Below are 22,498 nucleotides of genomic sequence, written 5' to 3' on the forward strand. Positions count from 1 at the left end.
TTAACAGATTGGGACTTTATGTCGCTTTGTGCTGAAAGGGGAAGATAAATCTAACCCGTTCATTGTACCCGGTCCGTACTCCATGAAGAGGAAATCAATGTTGGACGGAAGTTGCTACCGTATTCACCATTAAAAATTGGCGGTGAATAAGCAGTAATAATGAAAAATGGTGTTCCAGGAGTAAGCGGTTATCAGGGCCCGGCGGGTGGGTGGGGCGCGGTAAAAGCCGTCACTGCTTCGGTGTTTTCGCAAAAGGCTGTCGCCCGCGACATTATCGCGATGTTCAAAATGAACCAGGTGAAAGGGTTCGATTGTCCGGGCTGTGCGTGGCCGGACCCAGGGCACCGTGCGCCAATGGAGCTGTGCGAAAATGGCGTTAAAGCGGTCTCCTGGGAGACAACCAGTAAAAAAGCGTCACCGGAATTTTTCAGCCGTCACCCGGTTTCCACACTCTGGCACTACAGCGATTATGAGCTGGAAAATATCGGTCGTTTGACGCATCCGATGAAATACGATGCAGCATCAGATACCTGGCAGGCGGTGGATTGGGATATCGCCTTCCAGGAGATCGGCGAGCGTCTGCGCAGCTATGATTCACCCCAGCAGGTTGAGTTTTACACCTCCGGCAGAACGTCAAATGAAGCGGCGTTCCTGTATCAGCTTTTTGCCCGCGAATATGGCAGCAGCAACTTTCCTGATTGCTCAAACATGTGCCACGGACCGACCAGCGCAGGGCTAACGCCGGCCATTGGCCTTGGAAAAGGGACCGTTCAACTTGACGATTTTGACCATTGCGATCTGGTGATTTGTATCGGGCATAACCCTGGCACAAATCATCCACGTATGCTGACCACCTTACGCGACGTTGCCAAACGCGGGGCTAAAATTATCTCTATCAATCCGCTGAACGAAAGGGGGCTTGAGCGCTTTAGTTTCCCGCAAAGCCCGAAAGAGATGTTCACCGGCCAGTCGACGCAGCTGAGCAACGACTACTACCAGGTAAAAATGGGCGGTGACGCCTCGCTGCTCAAAGGCATCATGAAGGCGCTGATCGAAATGGATGAAGCGCGGATCTTACTGGATCAGCAACCGACACTCGATCATGCGTTTATCGATGAGCATACTGCTGGATATGCAGCGCTGTATGATGACTTACGTCAGCATAACTGGGCGGAGCTGGAACAGGACTCGGGCCTGACGCGCAGTCAGATGGAGGACCTGGCACACAGCTACAGTAAATCTCGTGCCACTATTATTTGTTATGGTCTGGGCATCACCCAGCATAAAAACGGTACTGAGAACGTCCAGCAACTGGTAAACCTGCTGCTGCTGAAAGGCAATATGGGTAAGCCTGGGGCGGGGATCTGCCCGTTGCGCGGTCATTCTAACGTGCAGGGCGACCGTTCCGTGGGGATCAACGAAGCGGCATCCGAAGACTTCCTGCAGCGCCTTGAGACGCATTTTTCTATCCGTGTGCCGCGTAAACATGGCCGCTCCAGCGTGGAGAGTATTCGGGCCATCGAACTGGGAGAGGCAAAAGCGCTCATTTGCATGGGTGGCAATCTGGCGGTGGCGATGCCGCAGCCGCAGCGTACCTTTGCGGCGATGAAAAATTTGGATCTGCAGGTGCATATTGCGACCAAGCTGAACAGATCGCATTTGCTGCTGGCAAAGCATAATTACCTGCTGCCTGCATTAGGTCGAACGGAGCGCGACATTCAGGCGACGGGGATCCAGTCGGTGACCGTCGAAGACTCGATGTCGATGGTCCACGCTTCCTGCGGCGCGCTGAAGCCAGCTTCCCGCTGGTTAAAATCGGAACCCGCGATTGTGGCGGGCATGGCACACGCCACTCTGCCGCTTTCGCCGATCAACTGGGAAGCGTTAACCGGGGACTACGCGCTGATCCGTGACGCCATTGAAGCCGTGATCCCGGCGTTCCACGATTACAATGCCCGTATTGCCGAGCCGGGCGGATTTCGTATGGATACGCCCGCTTCGCGCCGTGAATGGCGTACGGCGAATGGTAAAGCCAATTTTATCGTCAGCCATCAGCGGGCGGTAGAGCGAGAAAATCAGCCTGCCGATGCACTGGTTCTGGCGACGCTGCGCAGCCACGATCAATACAACACCACTATTTATGGTATGAACGATCGCTACCGTGGCATTACCGGTCGTCGGGATGTGGTGTTTTTAAGCGCTGAAGAAGCGGCGACTCGCGGTCTGAGCCAGGGAGATGTGGTCAACGTTCAGGCGCTGGACGACAGCGGCCAGCCCTGTGCGGATCGCATTATGTGCGGCTTGACGGTGGTGATTTACAACATGGCGGTGGGCTCAATAGGCGCTTATCTTCCAGAAGCGAATGTCCTGCTTTCGCTGGATGCGGTGGACACACAAAGTTTGACTCCGGCGTATAAAAGCGTACCGGTCATCCTGACAAAAGCGTAGTTCCTGCTGTGAATTTTTCGCCTCTGAGCGCCAGCCGCTGCGTTGAGGTGTATGATGATGTCGACCTCTGTCCGGTTAGTGTCGCAGAGCAGGCAATCAGAGCGAAAAATTCACGCCAACCTGCTCAGGCTGTATTGTTTTGAGGTAAGGTGCATGAGCAAAGGAACGACCAGTCAGGATGCCCCATTCGGGACATTATTGGGCTACGCCCCAGGCGGCGTAGCAATCTACTCTTCAGATTACAGCTCCCTCGACCCACGGGACTACGACGATGATGCGGTATTTCGCAGCTATATCGACGACGAATACATGGGCCACAAATGGCAGTGCGTAGAGTTCGCACGCCGCTTTCTCTTCCTTAATTATGGCGTGGTCTTCACCGATGTAGGCATGGCCTGGGAGATCTTTTCCTTACGCTTTCTGCGCGAAGTGGTGAATGACAATATCCTGCCGTTGCAGGCATTTCCGAATGGTTCACCCCGCGCGCCGGTAGCCGGTGCTCTGCTTATCTGGCAAAAAGGCGGTGAGTTTAACGATACCGGCCATGTGGCGGTCGTCACCCAGTTGCTGGAAAACAAAATCCGTATTGCCGAACAGAACGTGCTCCATACGCCGTTGCCTCCCGGACAGCAGTGGACCCGCGAACTGGAGATGGTGGTTGAAAACGGTTGTTACACCCTGCGTGATACCTTTGACGACACCACCATCCTGGGCTGGATGATCCAGACCGATGATACCCGTGACAGCCTGCCGCAGCCGGAGATCGCCAACGACTCGTTGAGAATTGGCGGCGCGCGACTGGAAGATAACGGGCAGTTTGACGGTAAATGGCTTGATGAACAGGATCCGCTGCAGAAAGCCTACGTGCTGGCGAACGGCCACGTTATTAATCAGGATCCGCATCAGTACTTCACCATTACCGAGAGTGCAGAGCAGGAACTGATCAAAGCCACCAACGAGCTGCACCTGATGTATCTGCACGCGACCGACAAAGTGCTGAAAGATGACAACCTGCTGGCGCTGTTCGATATCCCGAAAATCCTCTGGCCGCGTCTGCGTCTTTCCTGGCAGCGTCGTCGGCATCATATGATTACGGGACGTATGGATTTCTGTATGGATGAACGCGGACTGAAGGTGTATGAGTACAACGCCGATTCCGCATCGTGCCATACCGAAGCTGGTTTGATCCTCGAAAGATGGGCCGAGCGGGGCTATACAGGACAGGGACACAACCCAGCTGAAGGATTGATCAACGAACTGGCGGGGGCCTGGAAGCACAGCCGCGCGCGTCCTTTTGTCCACATCATGCAGGATAAAGATATAGAGGAAAACTACCACGCTCAGTTTATGCAGCAGGCGCTACGTCAGGCCGGGTTTGACAGTAAAATTCTGCGTGGCCTCGATGAGCTACGTTGGGATGACGCCGGTCAGCTGATTGACGGGGACGGTCGTCTGGTGAACTGCGTCTGGAAAACCTGGGCGTGGGAAACCGCGATTGAGCAGGTGCGAGAGGTCAGTGAAACGGAGTACGCTGCGGTACCAATTCGTACCGGGCATACGAATCAGGAAGTGCGTTTAATCGACGTGTTGCTGCGCCCGGAAGTGCTGGTCTTTGAACCTCTGTGGACGGTGATCCCTGGTAATAAAGCGATTCTGCCGATCCTGTGGCAACTGTTCCCACACCACCGCTATCTGCTTGATACTGATTTCACTGTTAATGAAGAGCTGGCGCAAACCGGTTATGCAGTGAAACCTATTGCAGGACGTTGTGGCAGCAACATCGATCTGGTGAGCCATCAGGAAGAGTTACTGGATAAAACCAGCGGTAAGTTTGCCGAGCAGAAGAACATTTATCAGCAGCTTTGGTGTCTGCCAAAAATTGCCGGTAAATATATTCAGGTTTGTACCTTCACCGTAGGCGGTAACTATGGGGGGACCTGCCTGCGCGGCGATGAGTCGCTGGTGATTAAAAAAGAGAGCGATATCGAGCCGCTGATTGTAGTGAAGGAAGAGTAATCTTTTTGCGAGTTCTTGATTGAAATGCGAAAAGCCGGAGTATATCTCCTAATGCTTGTCAGTTTAGCTTTTGATGGAAACCGTAATGCATAGCGTTGCGGTTTCTTTTTTACTGCCCGGGGATAATGTCTCACCCTTCCCACGGGCAGGAAAAAACTCTCCGCCATATCCAGTATCTCATTATGTAGTGGCACACTGCCCATCACTGCACCCTGATGCCATAGACGCGTCCTTGGAAACGGACAGCGATTCATTCAATAACGCCCCGATTTCTGCTCCCAGCGCGAGGTCGTCTACCTGACCAAAATATTGCTGGCGTAGGTATCCCTGCTGCTCAATTAACGTCAACGTAGGTGTACCGCGCATAGCGTAGGACAGCATGGTCTGGGGGACATCATTGTCAGGAGACGGCATATCCACCCCGACGGGGAAAGGGATGCGGTATTCTGATAGAAAGGTTTCCAGTGCCTGTGCGGTCATTACCTCATGATGTTCAAAAACCGTATGTAGGCCAATAACGGCCACCTTATCCTGTGGAAAAGTGGCGTACACACGTGAAACCTGCGGCAGTCCATGGGAAACACAGCCAGGACACAGCATCTGAAATGATTCCATTACCACGACCTTGCCGCGTAATGATTCCAGGGTTATCGGCTGTGACGTATTAAACCAGCGTTCAATTGTCAATGTTGGTGCTCGCGGATGGCGAATGATATTCATGTTAACTCCAGAACCCGCACTGTGGTGCGGGTTAATTTCCGTTACTGGTTTACTTTCCCCGGCAGCGTCAGCTTGCCAGAGGCCACTTTAAATACATCCTCGACGCAAAGTAGCGGCGCATGAACGGACGCATTAACTCGTAGCCCGGCAGTTACACCATCAAACTGGCTGGCAGTGACCACGCCAATATTATCGAACGGAACTTTCACTTCTACAGTTTCACCTGTCAGCGTAGGATTCCATCCCGGACTGTCCAACAGTACCGGCAAGCCAGGCCAGGTTTTAGGCAGCCTAGGTTTTTGTCCCTCAGGAATATCAACTACGGCCAGTGCGCCAGGCCCGCAGACCTCGTTAGGCTTCAGCACCACCCAATGGGTATGCCACAGATCGCCATCATTGTTGCGGTTACCATCGCCATTTTCATCATACAGCGGCGTATCATCCAGATCGGGATGGGATGTTACCGCCAGTGCCAGGATACCGGCCTTATGTTCAAATCCCACTTCATACGGATCGATCGTTGTCGGCCAGACATAAGAGAAAATTTCCGTTCCCGCCAGCTTACCTGTCACTGCAGGTTTGCTTTTACCTGCCTTGCCGGAAACTGCCATATGGAAGGTGGCAACATTCCCTTCGGTAGTGACTTTAGTGTGCACAATATCAAACTCAGCCAATACAGCCTTGTCGGTGCTGGTTTTAATACCGCCCTGATGAGGCTCATTGCCATGTGCACTGGCAGAGGTGGCGATAGTCATTGCTAATACAATCGCAATACGTTTCATTTTTATCCTTAAAGCAGATCTTTAATAAACGCACCAAAGTTGATGTGAAGCGGGATACCACCATCCAGTACCAGGGCTGGAACAGATTGCACACCAGCTTCGATGGCCTCATTCAGTCGGGTTTTATCATTTCCGAGATGAACGATTTCTACCGTGTATTGTGCGGGATCCAGTGCCAGTGCGATTTGGTGTTCTGCATCTACGCATACCGGGCAACCTGCATGAAAGAAAACGGCTTTTTTACTCATGATGACTTTCCTTGTGTAATATTAAATAGTATCGAGTCGACACCATTTAATATTACACACACACTGAAAATATTGTCAATATGGTTTTGAATCGATACTATTGATGACAGTAAATCCCTATCGTTAGAAAGTCTGGACGTTTGCTTATCCAGCACGTATCCCGGCAAGCAGAGGCAGGTAACTGTGACACTCTTTGATATTCTTGAACGCCTGGTGAGCCTGCAAATGGGCAGCTTTTATCGCCATCCGCAACTGAAAGGACTCCCCACAACATGGGTTCAGATTCTTTTCTATTTAACGCGATGCAATGGTTATTCCAATACGCCCGCTGCAACCACGGAATACCTCGGGCTGACTAAAGGCACGGTATCGCAGTCCCTGAATAAACTAGAGCGTGAAGGTTGGATTAGAAGAGAAAATGACGGTAAGGATAAACGGGTTGTCCATCTGGTTCTGACATCCAAAGCGAGTGAAGTGATGCATAGCATCATGCAGGAGACACTGCAGGAGCCGTGGGATTCATTAGCTTTTTCTGAGGAACAACTGAAAACAGTTTTTCTGGCCCATCTGCGGAGTATGCAGAAAAATCAGGGGGCCAGAATGTTTGGTGAGTGCCGTTTTTGCCGGTTTCATCAGTCGATAAATGGGCATCCCTGGTGTGGTCTAACAGAAGAGCCGATTCCCATGGAAAGTATCACATTAATTTGTCGTGAATTTGAGGAGCCGGAAAATAGTTGCAGCGTTAGCGCTCAGAATGAGAGAAAGGGCTAGATACTGGCTTTTGAACGGGTAAAGTGCGGACATAAAAAAATCCAGAAAATGGTATGCGCATTCTCTGCATTTTGTAGTGGAACACTGAATTTGGCCACCTGAACAGAGGTGATATGCTCACTCTGCCACGTGTTCGGGGTTCATCGCAGCAGTTAAACCCCCTGAAAAACCAGACGGCAGACGGGCTGTATTACGCGGTCAGGTTCTGGCGTTGCATAACATCAACCATGGTTTTGCTGGCGCAAGAAGTATCGTGACCATGTCAACGCTGAGAGGCTTCCGGATGAGGGCAGGCTGATTGCACCGATTGAATTTCTTGTGACTGGGGATTTGTCATCGTGTATGGCGGTTTCCCAGGCCCGTGCACTCCTGGCCGTCATGCTGAAGCCTGACAGGAGCGCCATACAGCCCTGACATTAAATGAAACGCTCTCTTTCGGGACATAAAACCGATTATGTTCCTGATGCTTTCCTTATGGCTATTGCGGTGTTTCCCACATGAAGCAAGGCTATGACTTACTGCCCCCTTTGATTTCTTTCTGATCTAAAACCATTTCCTTGAAAGCGCATTGGTGTTTTTAACTTTCTTATATTGATGTAGATCAAGTCAAGATCCATTTATCAATAATTATCCGTTCATTTTAACTACTGCGACATAAATGTTTGTTTTGTGTGCTGGTAATAGTCCATTTTACTGACATCTCAGCACTATTCACTATTAACATTTAGAGGAAAATTCCTAAGAATTTACTTAAAATAGATTAAAGATCGGTAAATTTGATCTATTGTCGATCATTGTTCTATTATCACATGTAAAGAACTTTCGTTTGAAAGATGCACGCAGTGATAAACCGAGGGATGATGAGATGGCTGATAGTTTCCAGAATGAAGTGCCAAAGGCACGTATTAATCTAAAGCTTGACCTGCATACAGGGGGAGCCAGCAAGAAAACTGAGCTCCCTCTGAAATTACTGGTGGCGGGCGACTTCAGTAATGGTCAGGAATCTGCACCACTGTCTGAGCGCAAAAAAGTTAACTTGAACAAGAATAATTTCGACTCAGTTCTTTCCGAATATTCCCCAAAAGTCAATCTGACCGTTAAAAACACGCTCGCCAGTGATGGTAGCGAAGACAATATCAGTCTGATATTCCAGAGCATGAAAGATTTCACCCCGGAGCAGGTTTCCCGACAGATCCCTCAGCTGAAGGCAATGCTTTCCATGCGTAACCTGCTTCGCGATTTAAAAGCGAACCTGCTGGACAATCAGGCTTTCCGAAAGGAGCTGGAAAAAATTCTGCTCGACCCGGCGTTAAGCGCAGAACTCCGCTCAGAGCTGTCTGCTCTGGCACCTAAACAGCCATAACGGTCACGATGATTTAACGGATTAAAAAGGAAGATGCTGATGTCTGTAAAAAATGAGAATGCGACTGGTGGCGAAAGCGTGGTGCTGGAACGTCCTGCTGCGGGCGGGGTTTATGCGTCCCTGTTTGAAAAAATCAACCTGAACCCGGTCTCTGAGCTGAGTGCGCTGGATATCTGGCAGGATGCGCAGGCGATGTCGGATGCGACTGCGGATGAGCGTCTAACGGCGGGGATGCAGGTATTTCTCGAATGCCTGACGAAAGCGGGCTCAAAAGTTGAAAAACTCGATAAAAACCTTATTGACCACCATATCGCAGAGCTGGACTACCAGATTAGCCGTCAGCTGGATGCGGTAATGCATAGCGAAGAATTCCAGGCTGTGGAGAGCCTGTGGCGCGGCGTGAAATCCCTGGTCGACAAAACTGATTTCCGTCAGAACGTGAAGGTTGAACTGCTGGATATGTCCAAAGAAGACCTGCGTCAGGACTTCGAAGACAGCCCGGAAATCATCCAGAGTGGACTGTATAAACATACATACATTGATGAGTATGACACCCCGGGCGGTGAGCCGATTGCCGCGCTGATTTCTGCCTACGAATTCGATGCCTCTGCGCAGGATGTCGCTCTGCTGCGCAATATTTCAAAAGTGTCTGCCGCAGCGCATATGCCGTTTATCGGCTCAGCCGGCCCGAAATTTTTCCTCAAGGATTCAATGGAGGAAGTGGCGGCCATCAAAGATATTGGTAACTACTTTGACCGTGCGGAGTACATCAAGTGGAAATCCTTCCGCGAGACGGACGATGCCCGCTATATCGGTCTGGTGATGCCGCGTGTACTGGGTCGTCTGCCTTATGGTCCGGACACCGTGCCAGTGCGCAGCTTCAACTATGTGGAAGAAGTGAAAGGTCCGGATCACGACAAATACCTGTGGACTAACGCCTCGTTTGCGTTCGCTTCTAATATGGTTCGCAGCTTCATCAACAACGGCTGGTGTGTGCAAATCCGTGGCCCGCAGGCCGGTGGTGCCGTGCAGGATCTGCCTATTCATCTGTACGATCTGGGCACCGGCAATCAGGTCAAGATCCCGTCAGAAGTGATGATCCCGGAAACCCGCGAATTTGAGTTCGCGAATCTGGGCTTCATTCCGCTGTCCTACTATAAAAATAGAGATTATTCCTGCTTCTTCAGCGCTAACTCCACCCAGAAGCCGGCACTGTATGACACCGCGGATGCCACGGCTAACAGCCGTATCAACGCCCGTCTGCCGTACATCTTCCTGCTGTCGCGTATTGCGCACTACCTGAAGCTTATCCAGCGCGAAAACATCGGCACCACCAAAGACCGTCGTCTGCTGGAGCTTGAGCTCAACACCTGGGTGCGCAGTCTGGTGACTGAAATGACCGATCCGGGCGACGAGCTGCAGGCTTCTCACCCGCTGCGTGACGCCAAAGTGGTAGTGGAAGACATTGAAGACAACCCGGGCTTCTTCCGCGTGAAGCTGTACGCCGTACCGCACTTCCAGGTGGAAGGCATGGACGTCAATCTGTCACTGGTTTCCCAGATGCCGAAAGCCAAGTCATAAGCTAAGGCAGGAAGCCAATGAAAACGGAACAACCGTTATGGGGCAGGGGCGTTATGGTCTCTCCCCAGCACTTCCAGCAACAGGCCGCATACGCGGCCTGGTCTGCGGAATGCATTGCCCGACTGGGCCTCTCCCATCCCTGGGGGATGATTGATGCCACTTTCGAACCGGATGCACTGAAACTGGGCCGCCTGCAGGCCCGTCATCTGCACATCCGTTTCCCCGACGGCACGCTTATCGACACGGATAATGCCGACTCCCTGCCGCCGGTGCTGGCGCTTGAGGGCGAATCACAGGAAGTGGCGGTGGTTCTGGCGCTTCCGCTACTGCGGGCAAATGGCGGCAACTGTCTTAAACCCGATGAGGTGGCCGAGCGCCCTGTGCGTTATCGCCAGCGCTGGCGGGATGTCCGTAACGCCTTTGGGGACGATACCCGTCAGATTGCGGTGATGCAGCCCGAGCTGACTCTGCGTTTCGCCCATCAGAACAACAGTGATTACCTGACCTGTCCGGTCGCCCGTCTACAGCAGGATTCACAGGGGAGCTGGGCACTCGATGAAACCTTTCTTCCGCCACTGCTGGCTCTGCAGGGTAGCCGCTGGCTGGTGACCCAGCTGGAACAGCTGATGATGCAACTGCGTGCCCGTCTGAGTCGCCTGATGGACATGCGTCGTGAAAGTAACGAGCGCATGGCCGATTTTGCCGTGGCTGACGTGTCTCTGTTCTGGTTGCTCAATGCCCTGAACAGCGCAGAACCCGTGCTCGGACAGTTTCAGCGACACCCGCAAAGTCCGCCGGAGCGTCTGTATCCGGAGCTGGCAAGGCTCGCGGGCAGTCTGCTGACCTTCTCGCTGGAACACCAGGTGAGTGCTATTCCTGTCTGGCAGCATGAGCAACTGAATAACGTCTTCCCGCCGCTCTTTGACCTGCTGGGCGACCTGCTGGAAGCCAGCCTGCCGTCGCGGGTGGTAGCGATCGAGCTTGAGCATGATGCCCGGCTTCACTTCTGGCAGGCCCGTCTGCATGACCCACGCCTGCGCGAAGGGGTGGATTACTACCTCTCCGTGCGTTCACCGATACCGGTGGCACAGCTGCAGGAACAGTTCCCGCGCCAGTGCAAGGTCGGCAGTCCGGATCATGTCAGGAGTATCGTCAATTCATCACGGGTGGGTGTGCCCCTGATGCCCCTGCGTCATGTGCCGGCCGCCATCCCACTGCGTCTGGAAAACCAGTATTTCAGCCTCGATGTCTCTCATCCTCTGGCCAGCGAAATGCTTCAGGGCGGCACCTGTATGTTTTACGTTCCGGGCATGCTCGGCGAGCTTGAACTTGAACTCTTTGCGGTACTGAGAACATGAGTGAGCCTAAACGCAGCACTGCTGCGTCGATTGATATTGATGCCCTGCTGCAGGACACCTGGCTGCAGGTGATCAGCCTGCGTCACGGTCCGAAGTTTCAGGATGGAGAAGGGCGCACGTTTTGGGAGCGCTGCATTGCTGATGTCGAACGCGTGCAGCGTGAGCTGAAAGCGGGCGAACTCGATGAAGCCAGCTGTCAGCATATTCTCACTGCATAGTGTGCGCTGCTTGATGAAGCCGTCAAAGGTCGCGGTGTGGAGGATGATGCCTGCCTGCAGTGGTATGACATTCCTCTGCAGGGGCACTTCCTTGGCACCATGGATGCCGGTGATACGCTGTGCGATCGGATGCGCGATGTGCTGCGTGAACCGGCGCCCGACCACGCTGTTGTGACCTGCTTCCAGCGGGTCATGATGCTGGGGTTTCTCGGCAGTTTCCGCTCGCTGAACGATCCGGAGCGCCAGAAACTCGTCAACGCGCTCAGTGAACATGTCACGCCGTTCAGCTATCCGCAGGCTCACCCGATACTGGCAGAAAGCCGTACCGGACGAGGAATGGGTGGTTGGCTGGCGTCATGGCCCGTGCGTATCGGCCTGAGCGTGATGGTAGTCGCCGCACTCTGGTGGGGACTGGATCACTGGTTGGATCAGACGCTGCTGACCCTGCTACCGGGAGCCGTGAAATGAGTCCTGAACAACAGCGCGGGCTTGCGTTGTGGGCCGCCCAGCTGAGTGCAGTGGTCTGCTTGGGTTTCCTGCCGGTGTCCCGACTGGTTTCTGTGCTTGTTCTGTTGGCGATGCTGGGGCTTATCCTGGCGTTCTGGTATGTCGCCAGTCGTCGTGCGGAGCATGACGTCACCCTGCGTCTGGATGACCTCCCGGAAGCCACTTATCGTCAGCCCGTGGTGTTGGTCTGTGGCGATCTGCCGCTGGCATGTATGCAGCAGTCACCGGTGCTCACTGTCACGCAGGGATGCTGGATCCGCGTGGAGGATCATCAGGATCTGGAGCAGGCAGCCCGCCAGGTACTGTGGTTGCGACCTGACTGGGGTCGCCAGCTGTCGGTGATGGTCAGCGTCTGTCCACAGAAACACGCCGACAGCGAGCGCCTTACCAGCCGTCTGCTGGCCTTGCGCTGGCAAATCAGCCAGTTGCGTAAAGAAACCGGGCATTCCGTGCCGCTGGTTCTGAATGGTCAGGTTGGCAGCGCGATGACGAATGATCTGCTCTGGCAGGCGGCTATCCCGGGGGAAGGGGTGAGGGTCTGGCGTGAATCTTCAGCGCCGAGTTCAATCGCTACATGGGTTACCACCGGTGGGTCGCCTGCGATGCAGCAACAGGTGTTGATGAACAGCCTGATGAGCTGGTTCCATCAGCACGTCAAAGCTGTCTTTATGGATAAGAACCCCGACGTTCCTGTCATTGCGCCTACCGCGGTGCTGTGGGGAATGGGACCGATCCTTGCCGGAAGTCTGGCCACATCTGCCTGGACTGCGTGGCTTTCCCGTCACACTGCGATGCAGCAGGTAGCGGGCTGGCAGCCGGTAGGAACGGACAGTACGGTTATCTCTCCCTTCCCGGATTTTATCCTGCCACTGCTGCCCGAAGGGCGAGGCCTGACGCCGCGTGGGCGAGCCTTCCGTTGTGCGCTCGGGATTTTCACGCTGGCGGCCATTGCTGCGCTGCTCAGTAGTGGCTGGAACAATCGCCAGCTGCTGCAGCGTGTGAGCTTCGATATTGCCCGCTATGACCGTATCCCGATGCATGATTTCGGACCCAAAGCCGATGCCGTTGCTGTCCTGCGTGACGATGCGGCAGAGCTGAATGATTGGGCGCGCAATGGCGTACCGGTGCGGATGGGGCTCGGTCTGTATCAGGGGGAGCGTCTGCGAATGCCTGTGCTGGATGCGATCCGTTCCTGGGTGCCTCCACTTCCGCCGCCTGAACCACAGCCGAAACCCAAACCGGTACCGAAAATTGTCCGCCTCGACAGCATGTCGCTGTTCGATTCCGGTAAATCCGACCTCAAGCCGGGCTCCACCAAAATGCTGGTGACCTCCCTGGTTGGCATCAAAGCTAAACCGGGCTGGCTGATTGTGGTGTCAGGTCACACCGACAACACCGGCAATCCAAAACTGAACCAGACGCTTTCACTTAAGCGTGCCGAAGCGGTGCGCAACTGGATGCGTGATACCGGTGATGTACCGGAAAGCTGTTTTGCGGTGCAGGGCTATGGCGAAAGCCGCCCGATCGCAACGAACGACACCCCGGAAGGGCGCGCACTTAACCGTCGTGTCGAAATCAGTCTGGTACCGCAGGCCGATGCCTGTCAGATACCGGGCAATCCCCAGGCGTCATCGGATGATGGCGCAGATAAAACTGTAATGGAGTAAATCACATGGCAATTCCTGTTTATCTTTGGCTTAAAGACGACGGCGGCGCGGACATTAAAGGTTCTGTGGACGTTCAGGATCGTGAAGGCAGCATCGAAGTTGTCGCTCAGGAGCATAACCTGTACATCCCGACCGATAACAACACCGGCAAGCTGACCGGTACCCGTATCCACACCCCGTTCCTGTTCACCAAGGAAATCGACTCGTCCAGCCCGTACCTGTACAAGGCTGTGACTACCGGTCAGACCCTCAAGTCTGCGGAATTCAAGTGGTACAAAATCAACGACGCGGGTCAGGAAGTTGAGTACTTCAACACGAAGCTTGAGAACGTGAAGGTGGTGAAGGTGAATCCGGTGATGTACGACATCAAGGATCCTTCCTACGAAAAGCACAACCATCTGGAGCAGATTGAGTTGCGCTACGAAAAAATCACCTGGACTTACAAAGACGGCAACATCATTCATTCCGATTCCTGGAACGAACGCGCCACCGCGTAAGCCTGATGCGGACAGGGTTTCCTGTCCGCATTTTTTTTGCTGAGAGCCTGTCTGAAACGGGTTTTCAGCAAAGAAAACCACAAACTGCCAGCCTGACCGTATGCGCTTTGGTCCCCTTCACGGAAAACAGCGATGGGCGGTAGCGTGTCCAGGAACCGACAAAGAGAGAGATTCATGGAAAATCCAGCCATCCTGTTGCGACGTCTGAACCCTTACTGTGCCCGTGCGATGGAAGGGGCGGCTTCGCTCTGTCAGACCCGCGCCCATGCGGAAATTTTGCCGGAGCACTGGCTGCTGAAGCTGCTAGAACAGGGGGAAGGTGACCTGACGGTGCTGGCACGCCGCTACGAGTGGGATATGGATGCACTGTGGCAGGCGTTGCTCGGCTGGCTGGATAATCAACCGCGTTCGGTTCGCAGCCGCCCGCAGCTATCCGCGGATATTCAGAAGCTGATGCAGGAAGCCTGGATGCAGGCCTCACTTGCCGGAGAGGAAAGTATCCGAAGCCAACACCTGCTGATGGCGCTGACGGAAAATCCACGACTTGCTCGCTGTGATGGTCTGTGGCCTTTGCTGACCCTGGGGCAGAGCCAACTGGAACGCCTGCGCCCGCTGCTCGACGCGCAGTCCGATGAACACCCGGAAGTACAGCAGGAAGCCGAACTGGCAAAGAGCCATGGTGGAGAAGTGGAGTTCGTCGGGCGTCCTGTCGGCGCGGAGGTAAAAGAGGGGGAACTGACCCCGGCGCTGCAAAACGCGCTGGATAAATTCACGCTCGACGTCACTGCTAAAGCGAAAGAGGGCAAGATTGACCCGGTATTCGGTCGCGACACTGAAATCCGCCAGATGGTTGACATTCTCTCGCGGCGTCGCAAAAACAATCCGATCCTGGTCGGTGAACCGGGCGTCGGCAAAACCGCGCTGGTGGAAGGCCTGGCGCTACGAATCTCTGAGGGTAACGTGCCGGAATCGCTCAAGCCTGTTGTACTGCGCACCCTTGACCTCGGCCTGCTGCAGGCAGGGGCTGGCGTGAAAGGTGAATTCGAACAGCGCCTGAAAAATGTCATTGATGCGGTACAACAATCGCCGGTGCCCATTCTGCTGTTTATCGATGAAGCACACACCATTATCGGCGCGGGCAACCAGGCGGGCGGCGCGGATGCGGCCAACCTGCTGAAACCGGCGCTGGCGCGCGGTGAACTGCGCACCATCGCCGCCACCACCTGGTCTGAATACAAACAATATTTTGAACGTGATGCGGCTCTTGAGCGCCGCTTCCAGATGGTGAAAGTCGACGAGCCGGATGACGATACGGCCTGCCTGATGCTGCGTGGTCTGAAATCACGCTATGCCGAACACCATGGCGTGCATATTACTGACGATGCGGTACGCGCCGCCGTCACGCTGTCCCGCCGTTATCTGACCGGACGCCAGCTACCGGACAAGGCCGTCGATTTACTCGATACAGCCGCAGCCCGCGTGCGCATGAGCCTCGACACCGTGCCGGAGCCGCTGACCCGTATTCGCGCGCTGATGACCTCGCTGGACATAGAGAAGCAGGCGCTGCTGGAAGATATCGCAGTCGGCAATCAGAGCCACGGCGAACGCCTGACCGCCATTGAGCAGGAAGAGAAGGACCTTATCGCTGAACTTGACGAACTGGAAGCCCGGTACGGCGAGGAGCTGAAACTCACCGAACAACTGCTGGAAAGCCGCCAGGACATCTCCCGTCAGAGTGAGGCGCACGCGCTGCAACAGGCGCTGAACGGCATACAGCACAGCAACCCGCTGCTGTCGGTGGATGTGGACGTCCGCACCGTCGCCAATGTGATTGCCGACTGGACCGGTGTGCCGCTCTCTTCCCTGATGAAAGACGAGCAGACTGAGCTGCTGACCCTGGAAAATGAAATCAGCAAACGCGTGGTGGGTCAGGACGTGGCACTCAACGCTATCGCCCAGCGCTTGCGCGCGGCGAAGACCGGGCTGACGTCAGAGAATGGTCCGCAGGGTGTGTTCCTGCTGGTCGGTCCAAGTGGCGTCGGCAAAACTGAAACCGCGCTGGCGCTGGCGGATGTGCTGTACGGTGGCGAGAAGTCACTCATCACCATCAACCTGTCCGAGTACCAGGAGCCGCACACGGTGTCCCAGCTGAAAGGCTCGCCGCCGGGCTACGTCGGCTACGGTCAGGGCGGCATTCTGACCGAAGCGGTCCGCAAGCGTCCGTACAGCGTGGTGCTGCTCGATGAAGTGGAAAAGGCGCACCGCGACGTGATGAACCTGTTCTACCAGGTCTTCGACCGTGGCTTTATGCGCGACGGCGAAGGGCGCGAAATCGACTTCCGCAACACGGTTATTCTGATGACCTCGAACCTCGGCAGCGACCACCTCATGCAGTTGCTGGACGAACAGCCGGAGGCCAGCGAAGGCGACCTGCACGAACTGCTGCGCCCGACTCTGCGCGACCACTTCCAGCCTGCGCTGCTGGCCCGCTTCCAGACCGTGATTTATCGTCCGCTAGCGGAAGCGGCGATGCGCACCATCGTGGAAATGAAGCTGGCGCAGGTGAGCAAACGCCTCAACCGTCACTACGGCCTGACCACGCAGATTGATGAGAGCCTGTATGACGCACTGACTGCCGCCTGCCTGCTTCCGGATACCGGGGCGCGTAACGTCGACAGTCTGCTCAATCAACAAATTCTGCCGGTGCTGAGCCAGCAACTGCTGACCCACATGTCTGCGAAACAGAAACCACAGTCGCTATGCCTTAGCTGGAGTGAGGAAGAGGGTATCGGGCTGGAGTTTGACCGTACACAAGGAGTGCACGCATGAGCAGTAATCCCCCGATCAGATTCAGCCACAACCATCAACAGCTGGCGGTGAAGGGCTGTGCAGCAGAGCTCGATGTGCTGGCGTTTGAAGGCGATGAAGCCCTGAGCTCGCCGTTCAGCTACCGGATTGAGTTCACCAGCGGCAACCATGCCATCAGCAAAGAAATGATGTTGATGAAAGCGGCCTCCCTGACGCTGCAGGCCCCGGTTGACCAGGGTTACGGCATTAAGCTGCAGCAGCCAGTGCGGGTGATTCAGGGTTTGGTGAGCGGCTTTGAACGCCTCAACACCTCAAAGGATGAAACCCACTATGCCCTGACGCTCCAGCCACGCCTGGCGCTGCTTGACCGTTCGCATCAGAACGTCATTTATCAGGACATGTCGGTCCCACAAATCGTGGAAAAAATTCTGCGCGAGCGTCACAACATGCGCGGTCAGGATTTTCTGTTCTCACTCTCAAAAGAGTACCCGCGTCGTGAGCAGGTGATGCAGTACGGCGAGGATGACCTGCACTTTATTACCCGTCTGTTGGGTGAGGTGGGCATCTGGTTCCGGTTTACTACTGATACGCGCCTGAACATCGACGTCGTGGAGTTTTATGACGGTCAGCAGGGGTATGAAAAAGGCCTGACGCTGCCATCGGTTCCGCCATCAGGACAGCATTCAAAAGGCGTGGACTCGGTCTGGGGCATGGAGAGCCATCATAACGTGGTGCAGAAGCAGGTCAGCACCCGTGATTACAACTACCGTCAGGCGACGGAAGACATGAACACCCGGGTCGATGCGACTCGCGGGGATGCCACCACCTACGGTGATGCCTACCACTATGCCGACAATTATCTGACGCCGGGCAGCGCATACGACCGCAATCCGGCGCCGGAATCGGGGGTGTTCTACGCCCGCATTCGTCATGAGCGCTACCTGAATGGTCAGACGCAGACGCATGCCATCACCAGCTGCCCGACCCTCTCTCCTGGGCAGGTGCTGAAAGTCACCGGCGGGTACGAAGTGGCAGAGGTGTTTGCTCAGGGCGTGGTCGTCACAGCGATGCACAGCCATGCGCGCCGTGATGAAGACTTCGGCGTCAGGTTCGACGGCATCCCGGACAGCACTGATTTTAGTTTCCGCCCTGAGCCTGGCTCACGCCCGGTGATGGCCGGCACATTGCCGGCCCGCGTCACCAGCACCACCGAGAACGATACCTACGGCCATATCGATAAAGATGGCCGCTATCGCGTCAACATGCTGTTTGATCGTGACAACTGGGAAACCGGATTCGAAAGCCTGTGGGTGCGGCAGTCCCGCCCTTATGCGGGTGATACCTACGGCCTGCATTTGCCGCTGCTGGCGGGCACCGAAGTGGCGATTGGCTTCGAGGACGGTAACCCGGACAGACCGTACATTTCTGGCGTACTTCACGACTCGGCCCACGGCGATCACGTCACCATCCGCAACTACAAACGTAACGTGTTGCGCACACCGGCGAACAACAAAATCCGCCTCGACGATGAGCGCGGGAAAGAGCATATCAAGGTTTCCACTGAGTACGGCGGCAAGAGTCAGCTGAATCTCGGACATTTAGTGGATGCTGAGAAGCAGAAGCGCGGTGAAGGTTTTGAGCTCAGAACCGACAGCTGGGGAGCCATCCGGGCACAGAAAGGGCTGTTTATCAGTGCGGACGGGCAGGCGAAAGCGCAGGGGCAGGTTCTTGATATGGAGCCTGCGCTCACGCGGCTTTCAGCAGCATTAGTGGAGATGGAATCTCTTGCGGCCAGCGCACAACAGGCTCAGGCGCTGGCAGCGGATATCGGCCGCCAGCAAAAACTCCTGAAGCAAAAAATCGAGCAGTTGCATGAAGAGGTCATCCTGGGCAGTGCGCCGAAAGGCATGGCGCTGGTGAGTGGCGAAGATTTGCAGGTATCAGCCAGTGACAATCTGACGCTGACGGCAGGTAAGCAACTGGATGTCGGAGCACAGAAAGATTTCACGCTGGCTGCGGGTAAACAACTCAGCCTGTACAGCCGTGAAGGTGCAAAATTGTTTAGCTCGCATAACGATATTGATATTCAGGCTCAGGGGGGAAATATCACCACGTGGTCGACACAGGACACGCATATTTCGAGTGGCAGGAAACTGGTCGTGACGGCGCAGGATGAACTGACGCTGATATGCGGGGGGGGATATATCAAAATTAAGGGTGGGAATGTTGAGATTGGCGGGCCAGGTAAGCTGCTTATCAAAAACACCGGTATCAAAAAAGCGGGTTCTGGCAGTCTGCAGGGGGTAATGAAGTCGTTTGAGCCAGCAACATTTGATGAGAAGTTTGTTGTCAGAAATGCGCTAACAAAAGAACCGATACCTGGTAAGGCGTACAAAATCACTATGCCAGATGGTTCTGTCGTTTCCGGTGTTACAGATTCGTCGGGCGCGACGTCGCTGAACTCATCTGATGTTATCGACAATATGCTCATTACCCTGGTTAAGGCGCAATAATATGAAATGGAATCAGTCAGACAGAAAAGTACTCACAATTATAGCCATTACTGGTGTGCTCCTGTATGCCATTTATAAAGGACTTCAGTTTTTAGCTGGTGTATCAATGGGGGCCAGTTTTGGGGTCGGTCTGGGAGGAATGAGCGGGTCTCAACAGGTAGAAGAATCACGAAAAGTTGAAACGGATGCGCCGACTCAAATTATTTATCGCATAGATAAAAATCGATATCTGACACTGGAAAACTACATATCTTGTGATAAGGGGGGGCAGATTTATTATAATGATACTGAAAGGGAAATAAAAACCCAACTGGGATGGGATACAGATTTTTATGATTTCTCATATCGTCGTGGTAATAATGTTGCGGCTTATCAGGGAACCATTATTAATGGTGCAGATAATGGTTATCTGGCATTCCCCGGTGCATCAACCAGGCAATATTGTGGTAGCGGAAGGTCAGAAAGAGGTTGTCCTGTGTTTTTCTTCTTTTCAGCAGATCATGGAAAAACCTTTATCTATAAAATTATAGCTGAGGAGTACAACACCCCTGAACGATTCAGTAAGCTTAAAGTGGTAGTGGCTAATGATGGTGTTTATCTAAGGGATGAGTCCAAGAAAGAGCCAGTTTATAGTGATGGATATACTGATGGTCTTTCTGGTGTGAATAAATTTCGCTTCGATAGCAATAGCGGTAAGTTAATAAATGTATTTAATGATATGGATATTGAAGTTGAAAAACGGATAAAGAAGGAAGTGTCTCGAAGAAAACTACCATATGCTAATGATTATGGTCCGCGTTTTAATATATTTGACTATGCAAGGGAGTCTATTCCGCCTAAATCGCATGACGAAACTAATAGACTGGCAAATGAGCTATCTGATATAGCCACAAAAATGACAAGAGATGTTTATAAAAATAGAATTGGGTTCCCCCGATTATCTGATGAAGGTAGTGATAGAGCTTATCAATGCAATAATGAAGTTAAAGCCAAAACTATAATCTATATATCGAAATATGGTAAAAGGGAGGTAGTGAAAAATGAGCAATAGCAAAGAGCCAATCCGAGAGCTTGAGTGTAAGTTCGATGATAATGGACACCCTTCCTGGAGTTCATTTCCTTCACATAAGAATTGTCAGGTTAGAGGTGGATGTGATTTACCACCTCATTTACCTGGGATTATTATACTGGTCCATGGTGTTAATTCAACGGGAGAATGGTTTGAGAGCGCTGAAGAAAGCCTATGTGTAGGTTTAAATAAACGGCTTGGCCTTGAAAAACCATATCTTCTAATTAAGAATAAATACAAAAGCGATTCTGTGGTTTCAACTACACCATTAGTTGAAAGAGATGCGACAAACACAAAAGAATCAAACTCTCCTGTGATTAGATTCTATTGGGGGTATTCCTCACCTAAAGGTAATGAAGATAAATACGTTATACCGTTAGCCAATAGGAAAGGCGTTGATTATCATCAGTTGAAAATGCAAGGTGTTTCTCATGAAAGCATTATTGCTCAGGGGCCATTTTTCTGGGGCGGGGGGCCATTCCAGAACGGTACAAATAATCTACATTCTTTATGGAGTGAGAAAGGGTTTAAAGAGAGCGTTGCAGGTATTAAAGTCCAGTGGTTTAATGAAGACAAAGATCGCCTGTTAACCAATGCGCCACCGCGAAAATATTATGCGCATGCAGCCAAACGCCTTGCAGACATGGTTGACAGTATTCGTAATAAATATCCCAAAGATACGGTGACCATTATTTCTCACAGTCAGGGAACCATGGTCGCAATGGCTGCCGTAGCAATTGCTGAACAAGCACCTGATGCATTATTTGTACTTAACTCCCCCTATGCACTGGATCACAACGATCTCAATGGTGCGTCGCTTCCTGCAGAGGAATGTATCTCACCTAAAGGGAGGCAAAGTACATTGTCTGCCATTGTTGATAAGGTCGCTTCCAGAAAAAATCATTTGTCATCACTGGGCTATGAAGGGCTTTGTGTCGGACAAACGGCAGATAAAAAAAACTGGCGACCTGATGTCACTCTTGCTGATGAAAATGGTACCAGTCTTACCGAACGCGATAATCACGGGCGCACTTATATCTACTTTTGTCCTCATGACCGTGTTATGGGATCACGGCCGCTACGCTCAATTGGCTGGCAGGGATTACCCAATGATTCTCAGGGGCATCCTCATCCTCTGCTGAAAAAGCATCAGGGAAATTTATTTCAGCGGATGCTGGCTCGCAGTACTCCATGTGGCGAAGCTCCAAATCCCGTGACGCCTTTTGCAAAATTGCCGGATGAAAAACCTTTCTGGGATGATAAAGGCGACCAGTATCAAAGCAGTAGTTTCACCTATCCGGATCCTCCAGAATGGCAAACGGTTTTTATTAATGCCGAAAAAGTTCCGGAGCCTATTGATGCTACTAAATTGGCAAATTTTGATGTAACACGAGTGGGGATGGAACATGACGCCAGGCAAATAGATGGCTGGGGAGAGTTCAACCCGGATAAAAAAAATAAAAACGACAATACCTATGACAACTACATTAATCTTTACCCTAATCAGGATATTGTGATTGGCTTTAAGAATTTGGGGACACAATCAGAGCCTCGACTGGTACCCGTGACTCGCAAAGAAACATTTGAAGAGAAAGATGCTCGCCTGAGAACCTACGTTTCCCAGCCCACGGACCATAGTACTTTGCCAATGCGTGCTGATTTCATGTCGCAGGTGGTAGCTTATGATTTGCCGATTGGGTATTGCGATGCAACCTGGGATAAGGAATTTATGGCTGATTTACGGCGAAAAGCGGACTGGGTACAGGGGGAGGATCCCTATCTCTTTAGTGGAATCCCTGACAAAGTGCCAGAGCCTGATTTAATTAGCCGGGATACTGTTGGTGATGAGTTTAATACAGAGCAACGTAAGTTACCCGCTTACAGAGTTGTAAATAAGGCATAAATATATTTAAGCTGACTTTAAGTCTCGGT

Annotated in this window: 15 protein-coding genes and 2 pseudogenes; 14 read left to right on the forward strand and 3 right to left on the reverse strand. The window is 53.0% G+C overall.

Annotated elements, in window-relative coordinates; genetic code table 11:
• Positions 1-159 precede the first annotated feature (159 nt).
• Positions 160-2,448: an FdhF/YdeP family oxidoreductase gene (locus HV345_RS04050; protein ID WP_181636275.1), complete on the forward strand. Its 2,289-nt coding sequence runs from the start codon at positions 160-162 to the stop codon at positions 2,446-2,448.
• Positions 2,449-2,601: 153 nt separating this feature from the next.
• Positions 2,602-4,464 (forward strand): bifunctional glutathionylspermidine amidase/synthase, encoded by a 1,863-nt coding sequence (gss, locus tag HV345_RS04055; RefSeq protein WP_181636276.1) that lies wholly within the window; start codon positions 2,602-2,604, stop codon positions 4,462-4,464.
• Positions 4,465-4,644: 180 nt separating this feature from the next.
• On the opposite strand, the gene HV345_RS04060 is transcribed toward gss, so the two are convergent.
• From HV345_RS04060 to HV345_RS04070, 3 genes are read right to left on the reverse strand one after another with little or no spacing between them, the layout of a single operon-like run.
• Positions 4,645-5,184 (reverse strand): redoxin domain-containing protein, encoded by a 540-nt coding sequence (locus HV345_RS04060; protein WP_181636277.1) that lies wholly within the window; start codon positions 5,182-5,184, stop codon positions 4,645-4,647.
• Positions 5,185-5,225: 41 nt separating this feature from the next.
• Positions 5,226-5,966 (reverse strand): hypothetical protein, encoded by a 741-nt coding sequence (locus HV345_RS04065; RefSeq protein WP_181636278.1) that lies wholly within the window; start codon positions 5,964-5,966, stop codon positions 5,226-5,228.
• An 8-nt stretch (positions 5,967-5,974) separates the two neighbouring features.
• Positions 5,975-6,214 carry a thioredoxin gene (locus HV345_RS04070; protein WP_046276182.1) on the reverse strand — a complete coding sequence of 80 codons (240 nt, stop codon included), beginning with the start codon at positions 6,212-6,214 and terminating at the stop codon, positions 5,975-5,977.
• 183 nt (positions 6,215-6,397) lie between these two features.
• Between HV345_RS04070 and HV345_RS04075 the strand changes: the two genes are divergently transcribed.
• The 12 genes and pseudogenes from HV345_RS04075 to HV345_RS04130 all read left to right on the forward strand — a co-directional run bounded on the left by HV345_RS04075 (position 6,398) and on the right by HV345_RS04130 (position 22,469).
• On the forward strand, positions 6,398-6,985 hold the full coding sequence (locus HV345_RS04075) for a MarR family winged helix-turn-helix transcriptional regulator (protein ID WP_141875638.1): 588 nt from the start codon (positions 6,398-6,400) through the stop codon (positions 6,983-6,985).
• Positions 6,986-7,096: 111 nt separating this feature from the next.
• Positions 7,097-7,271, forward strand: a pseudogene (locus HV345_RS04080) (IS3 family transposase); the annotation flags it as partial.
• Between the two features lie 579 nt (positions 7,272-7,850).
• Positions 7,851-8,348, forward strand: coding sequence for a type VI secretion system contractile sheath small subunit (gene tssB, locus HV345_RS04085; protein ID WP_016154481.1), 498 nt, complete (start codon positions 7,851-7,853; stop codon positions 8,346-8,348).
• A gap of 33 nt (positions 8,349-8,381) precedes the next feature.
• A complete protein-coding gene (gene tssC / locus HV345_RS04090) occupies positions 8,382-9,929 on the forward strand; it encodes a type VI secretion system contractile sheath large subunit (RefSeq protein WP_032947171.1) in 1,548 nt (515 codons plus the stop codon).
• A 17-nt stretch (positions 9,930-9,946) separates the two neighbouring features.
• Entirely contained in the window at positions 9,947-11,287 is a 1,341-nt protein-coding gene (gene tssK / locus HV345_RS04095; protein WP_181636279.1) for a type VI secretion system baseplate subunit TssK, read from the forward strand.
• Positions 11,284-11,973, forward strand: a pseudogene (tssL, locus tag HV345_RS04100) (type VI secretion system protein TssL, short form). Before tssK ends, tssL begins: the two are co-directional and overlap by 4 nt.
• Positions 11,970-13,679, forward strand: a complete 1,710-nt coding sequence (locus tag HV345_RS04105) for an OmpA family protein (RefSeq protein ID WP_181636280.1) — start codon at positions 11,970-11,972, stop codon at positions 13,677-13,679. Before tssL ends, HV345_RS04105 begins: the two are co-directional and overlap by 4 nt.
• A 5-nt stretch (positions 13,680-13,684) precedes the next feature.
• Complete coding sequence (gene hcp, locus HV345_RS04110) at positions 13,685-14,176, forward strand: type VI secretion system effector Hcp (RefSeq protein ID WP_167809322.1); 492 nt, start codon at positions 13,685-13,687, stop codon at positions 14,174-14,176.
• Positions 14,177-14,350: 174 nt separating this feature from the next.
• Positions 14,351-17,005: a type VI secretion system ATPase TssH gene (gene tssH, locus HV345_RS04115; RefSeq protein WP_181636281.1), complete on the forward strand. Its 2,655-nt coding sequence runs from the start codon at positions 14,351-14,353 to the stop codon at positions 17,003-17,005.
• Entirely contained in the window at positions 17,002-19,497 is a 2,496-nt protein-coding gene (locus HV345_RS04120; RefSeq protein WP_181636282.1) for a type VI secretion system Vgr family protein, read from the forward strand. Before tssH ends, HV345_RS04120 begins: the two co-directional genes overlap by 4 nt.
• Position 19,498: 1 nt before the next feature.
• Positions 19,499-20,548: a hypothetical protein gene (locus HV345_RS04125; protein ID WP_181633249.1), complete on the forward strand. Its 1,050-nt coding sequence runs from the start codon at positions 19,499-19,501 to the stop codon at positions 20,546-20,548.
• Positions 20,538-22,469 carry a DUF3274 domain-containing protein gene (locus tag HV345_RS04130; RefSeq protein WP_181636283.1) on the forward strand — a complete coding sequence of 644 codons (1,932 nt, stop codon included), beginning with the start codon at positions 20,538-20,540 and terminating at the stop codon, positions 22,467-22,469. Before HV345_RS04125 ends, HV345_RS04130 begins: the two co-directional genes overlap by 11 nt.
• The last annotated feature ends 29 nt before the right edge of the window (positions 22,470-22,498 follow it).

The sequence above is a fragment of the Citrobacter sp. RHBSTW-00986 genome, assembly GCF_013783065.1.
In the GTDB taxonomy this organism is placed as follows: Bacteria; Pseudomonadota; Gammaproteobacteria; order Enterobacterales; family Enterobacteriaceae; genus Citrobacter; species Citrobacter braakii.

Excerpts from the sequence above, each read along its gene's own strand:
- HV345_RS04050 (WP_181636275.1), top strand. The coding sequence starts at position 160 with ATGAAAAATGGTGTTCCAGGAGTAAGCGGTTATCAGGGCCCGGCGGGT.
- gss (WP_181636276.1), top strand. The coding sequence starts at position 2,602 with ATGAGCAAAGGAACGACCAGTCAGGATGCCCCATTCGGGACATTATTG.
- HV345_RS04060 (WP_181636277.1), bottom strand. The coding sequence starts at position 5,184 with ATGAATATCATTCGCCATCCGCGAGCACCAACATTGACAATTGAACGC.
- HV345_RS04065 (WP_181636278.1), bottom strand. The coding sequence starts at position 5,966 with ATGAAACGTATTGCGATTGTATTAGCAATGACTATCGCCACCTCTGCC.
- HV345_RS04070 (WP_046276182.1), bottom strand. The coding sequence starts at position 6,214 with ATGAGTAAAAAAGCCGTTTTCTTTCATGCAGGTTGCCCGGTATGCGTA.
- tssB (WP_016154481.1), top strand. The coding sequence starts at position 7,851 with ATGGCTGATAGTTTCCAGAATGAAGTGCCAAAGGCACGTATTAATCTA.
- tssC (WP_032947171.1), top strand. The coding sequence starts at position 8,382 with ATGCTGATGTCTGTAAAAAATGAGAATGCGACTGGTGGCGAAAGCGTG.
- tssK (WP_181636279.1), top strand. The coding sequence starts at position 9,947 with ATGAAAACGGAACAACCGTTATGGGGCAGGGGCGTTATGGTCTCTCCC.
- HV345_RS04105 (WP_181636280.1), top strand. The coding sequence starts at position 11,970 with ATGAGTCCTGAACAACAGCGCGGGCTTGCGTTGTGGGCCGCCCAGCTG.
- hcp (WP_167809322.1), top strand. The coding sequence starts at position 13,685 with ATGGCAATTCCTGTTTATCTTTGGCTTAAAGACGACGGCGGCGCGGAC.
- tssH (WP_181636281.1), top strand. The coding sequence starts at position 14,351 with ATGGAAAATCCAGCCATCCTGTTGCGACGTCTGAACCCTTACTGTGCC.
- HV345_RS04120 (WP_181636282.1), top strand. The coding sequence starts at position 17,002 with ATGAGCAGTAATCCCCCGATCAGATTCAGCCACAACCATCAACAGCTG.
- HV345_RS04125 (WP_181633249.1), top strand. The coding sequence starts at position 19,499 with ATGAAATGGAATCAGTCAGACAGAAAAGTACTCACAATTATAGCCATT.
- HV345_RS04130 (WP_181636283.1), top strand. The coding sequence starts at position 20,538 with ATGAGCAATAGCAAAGAGCCAATCCGAGAGCTTGAGTGTAAGTTCGAT.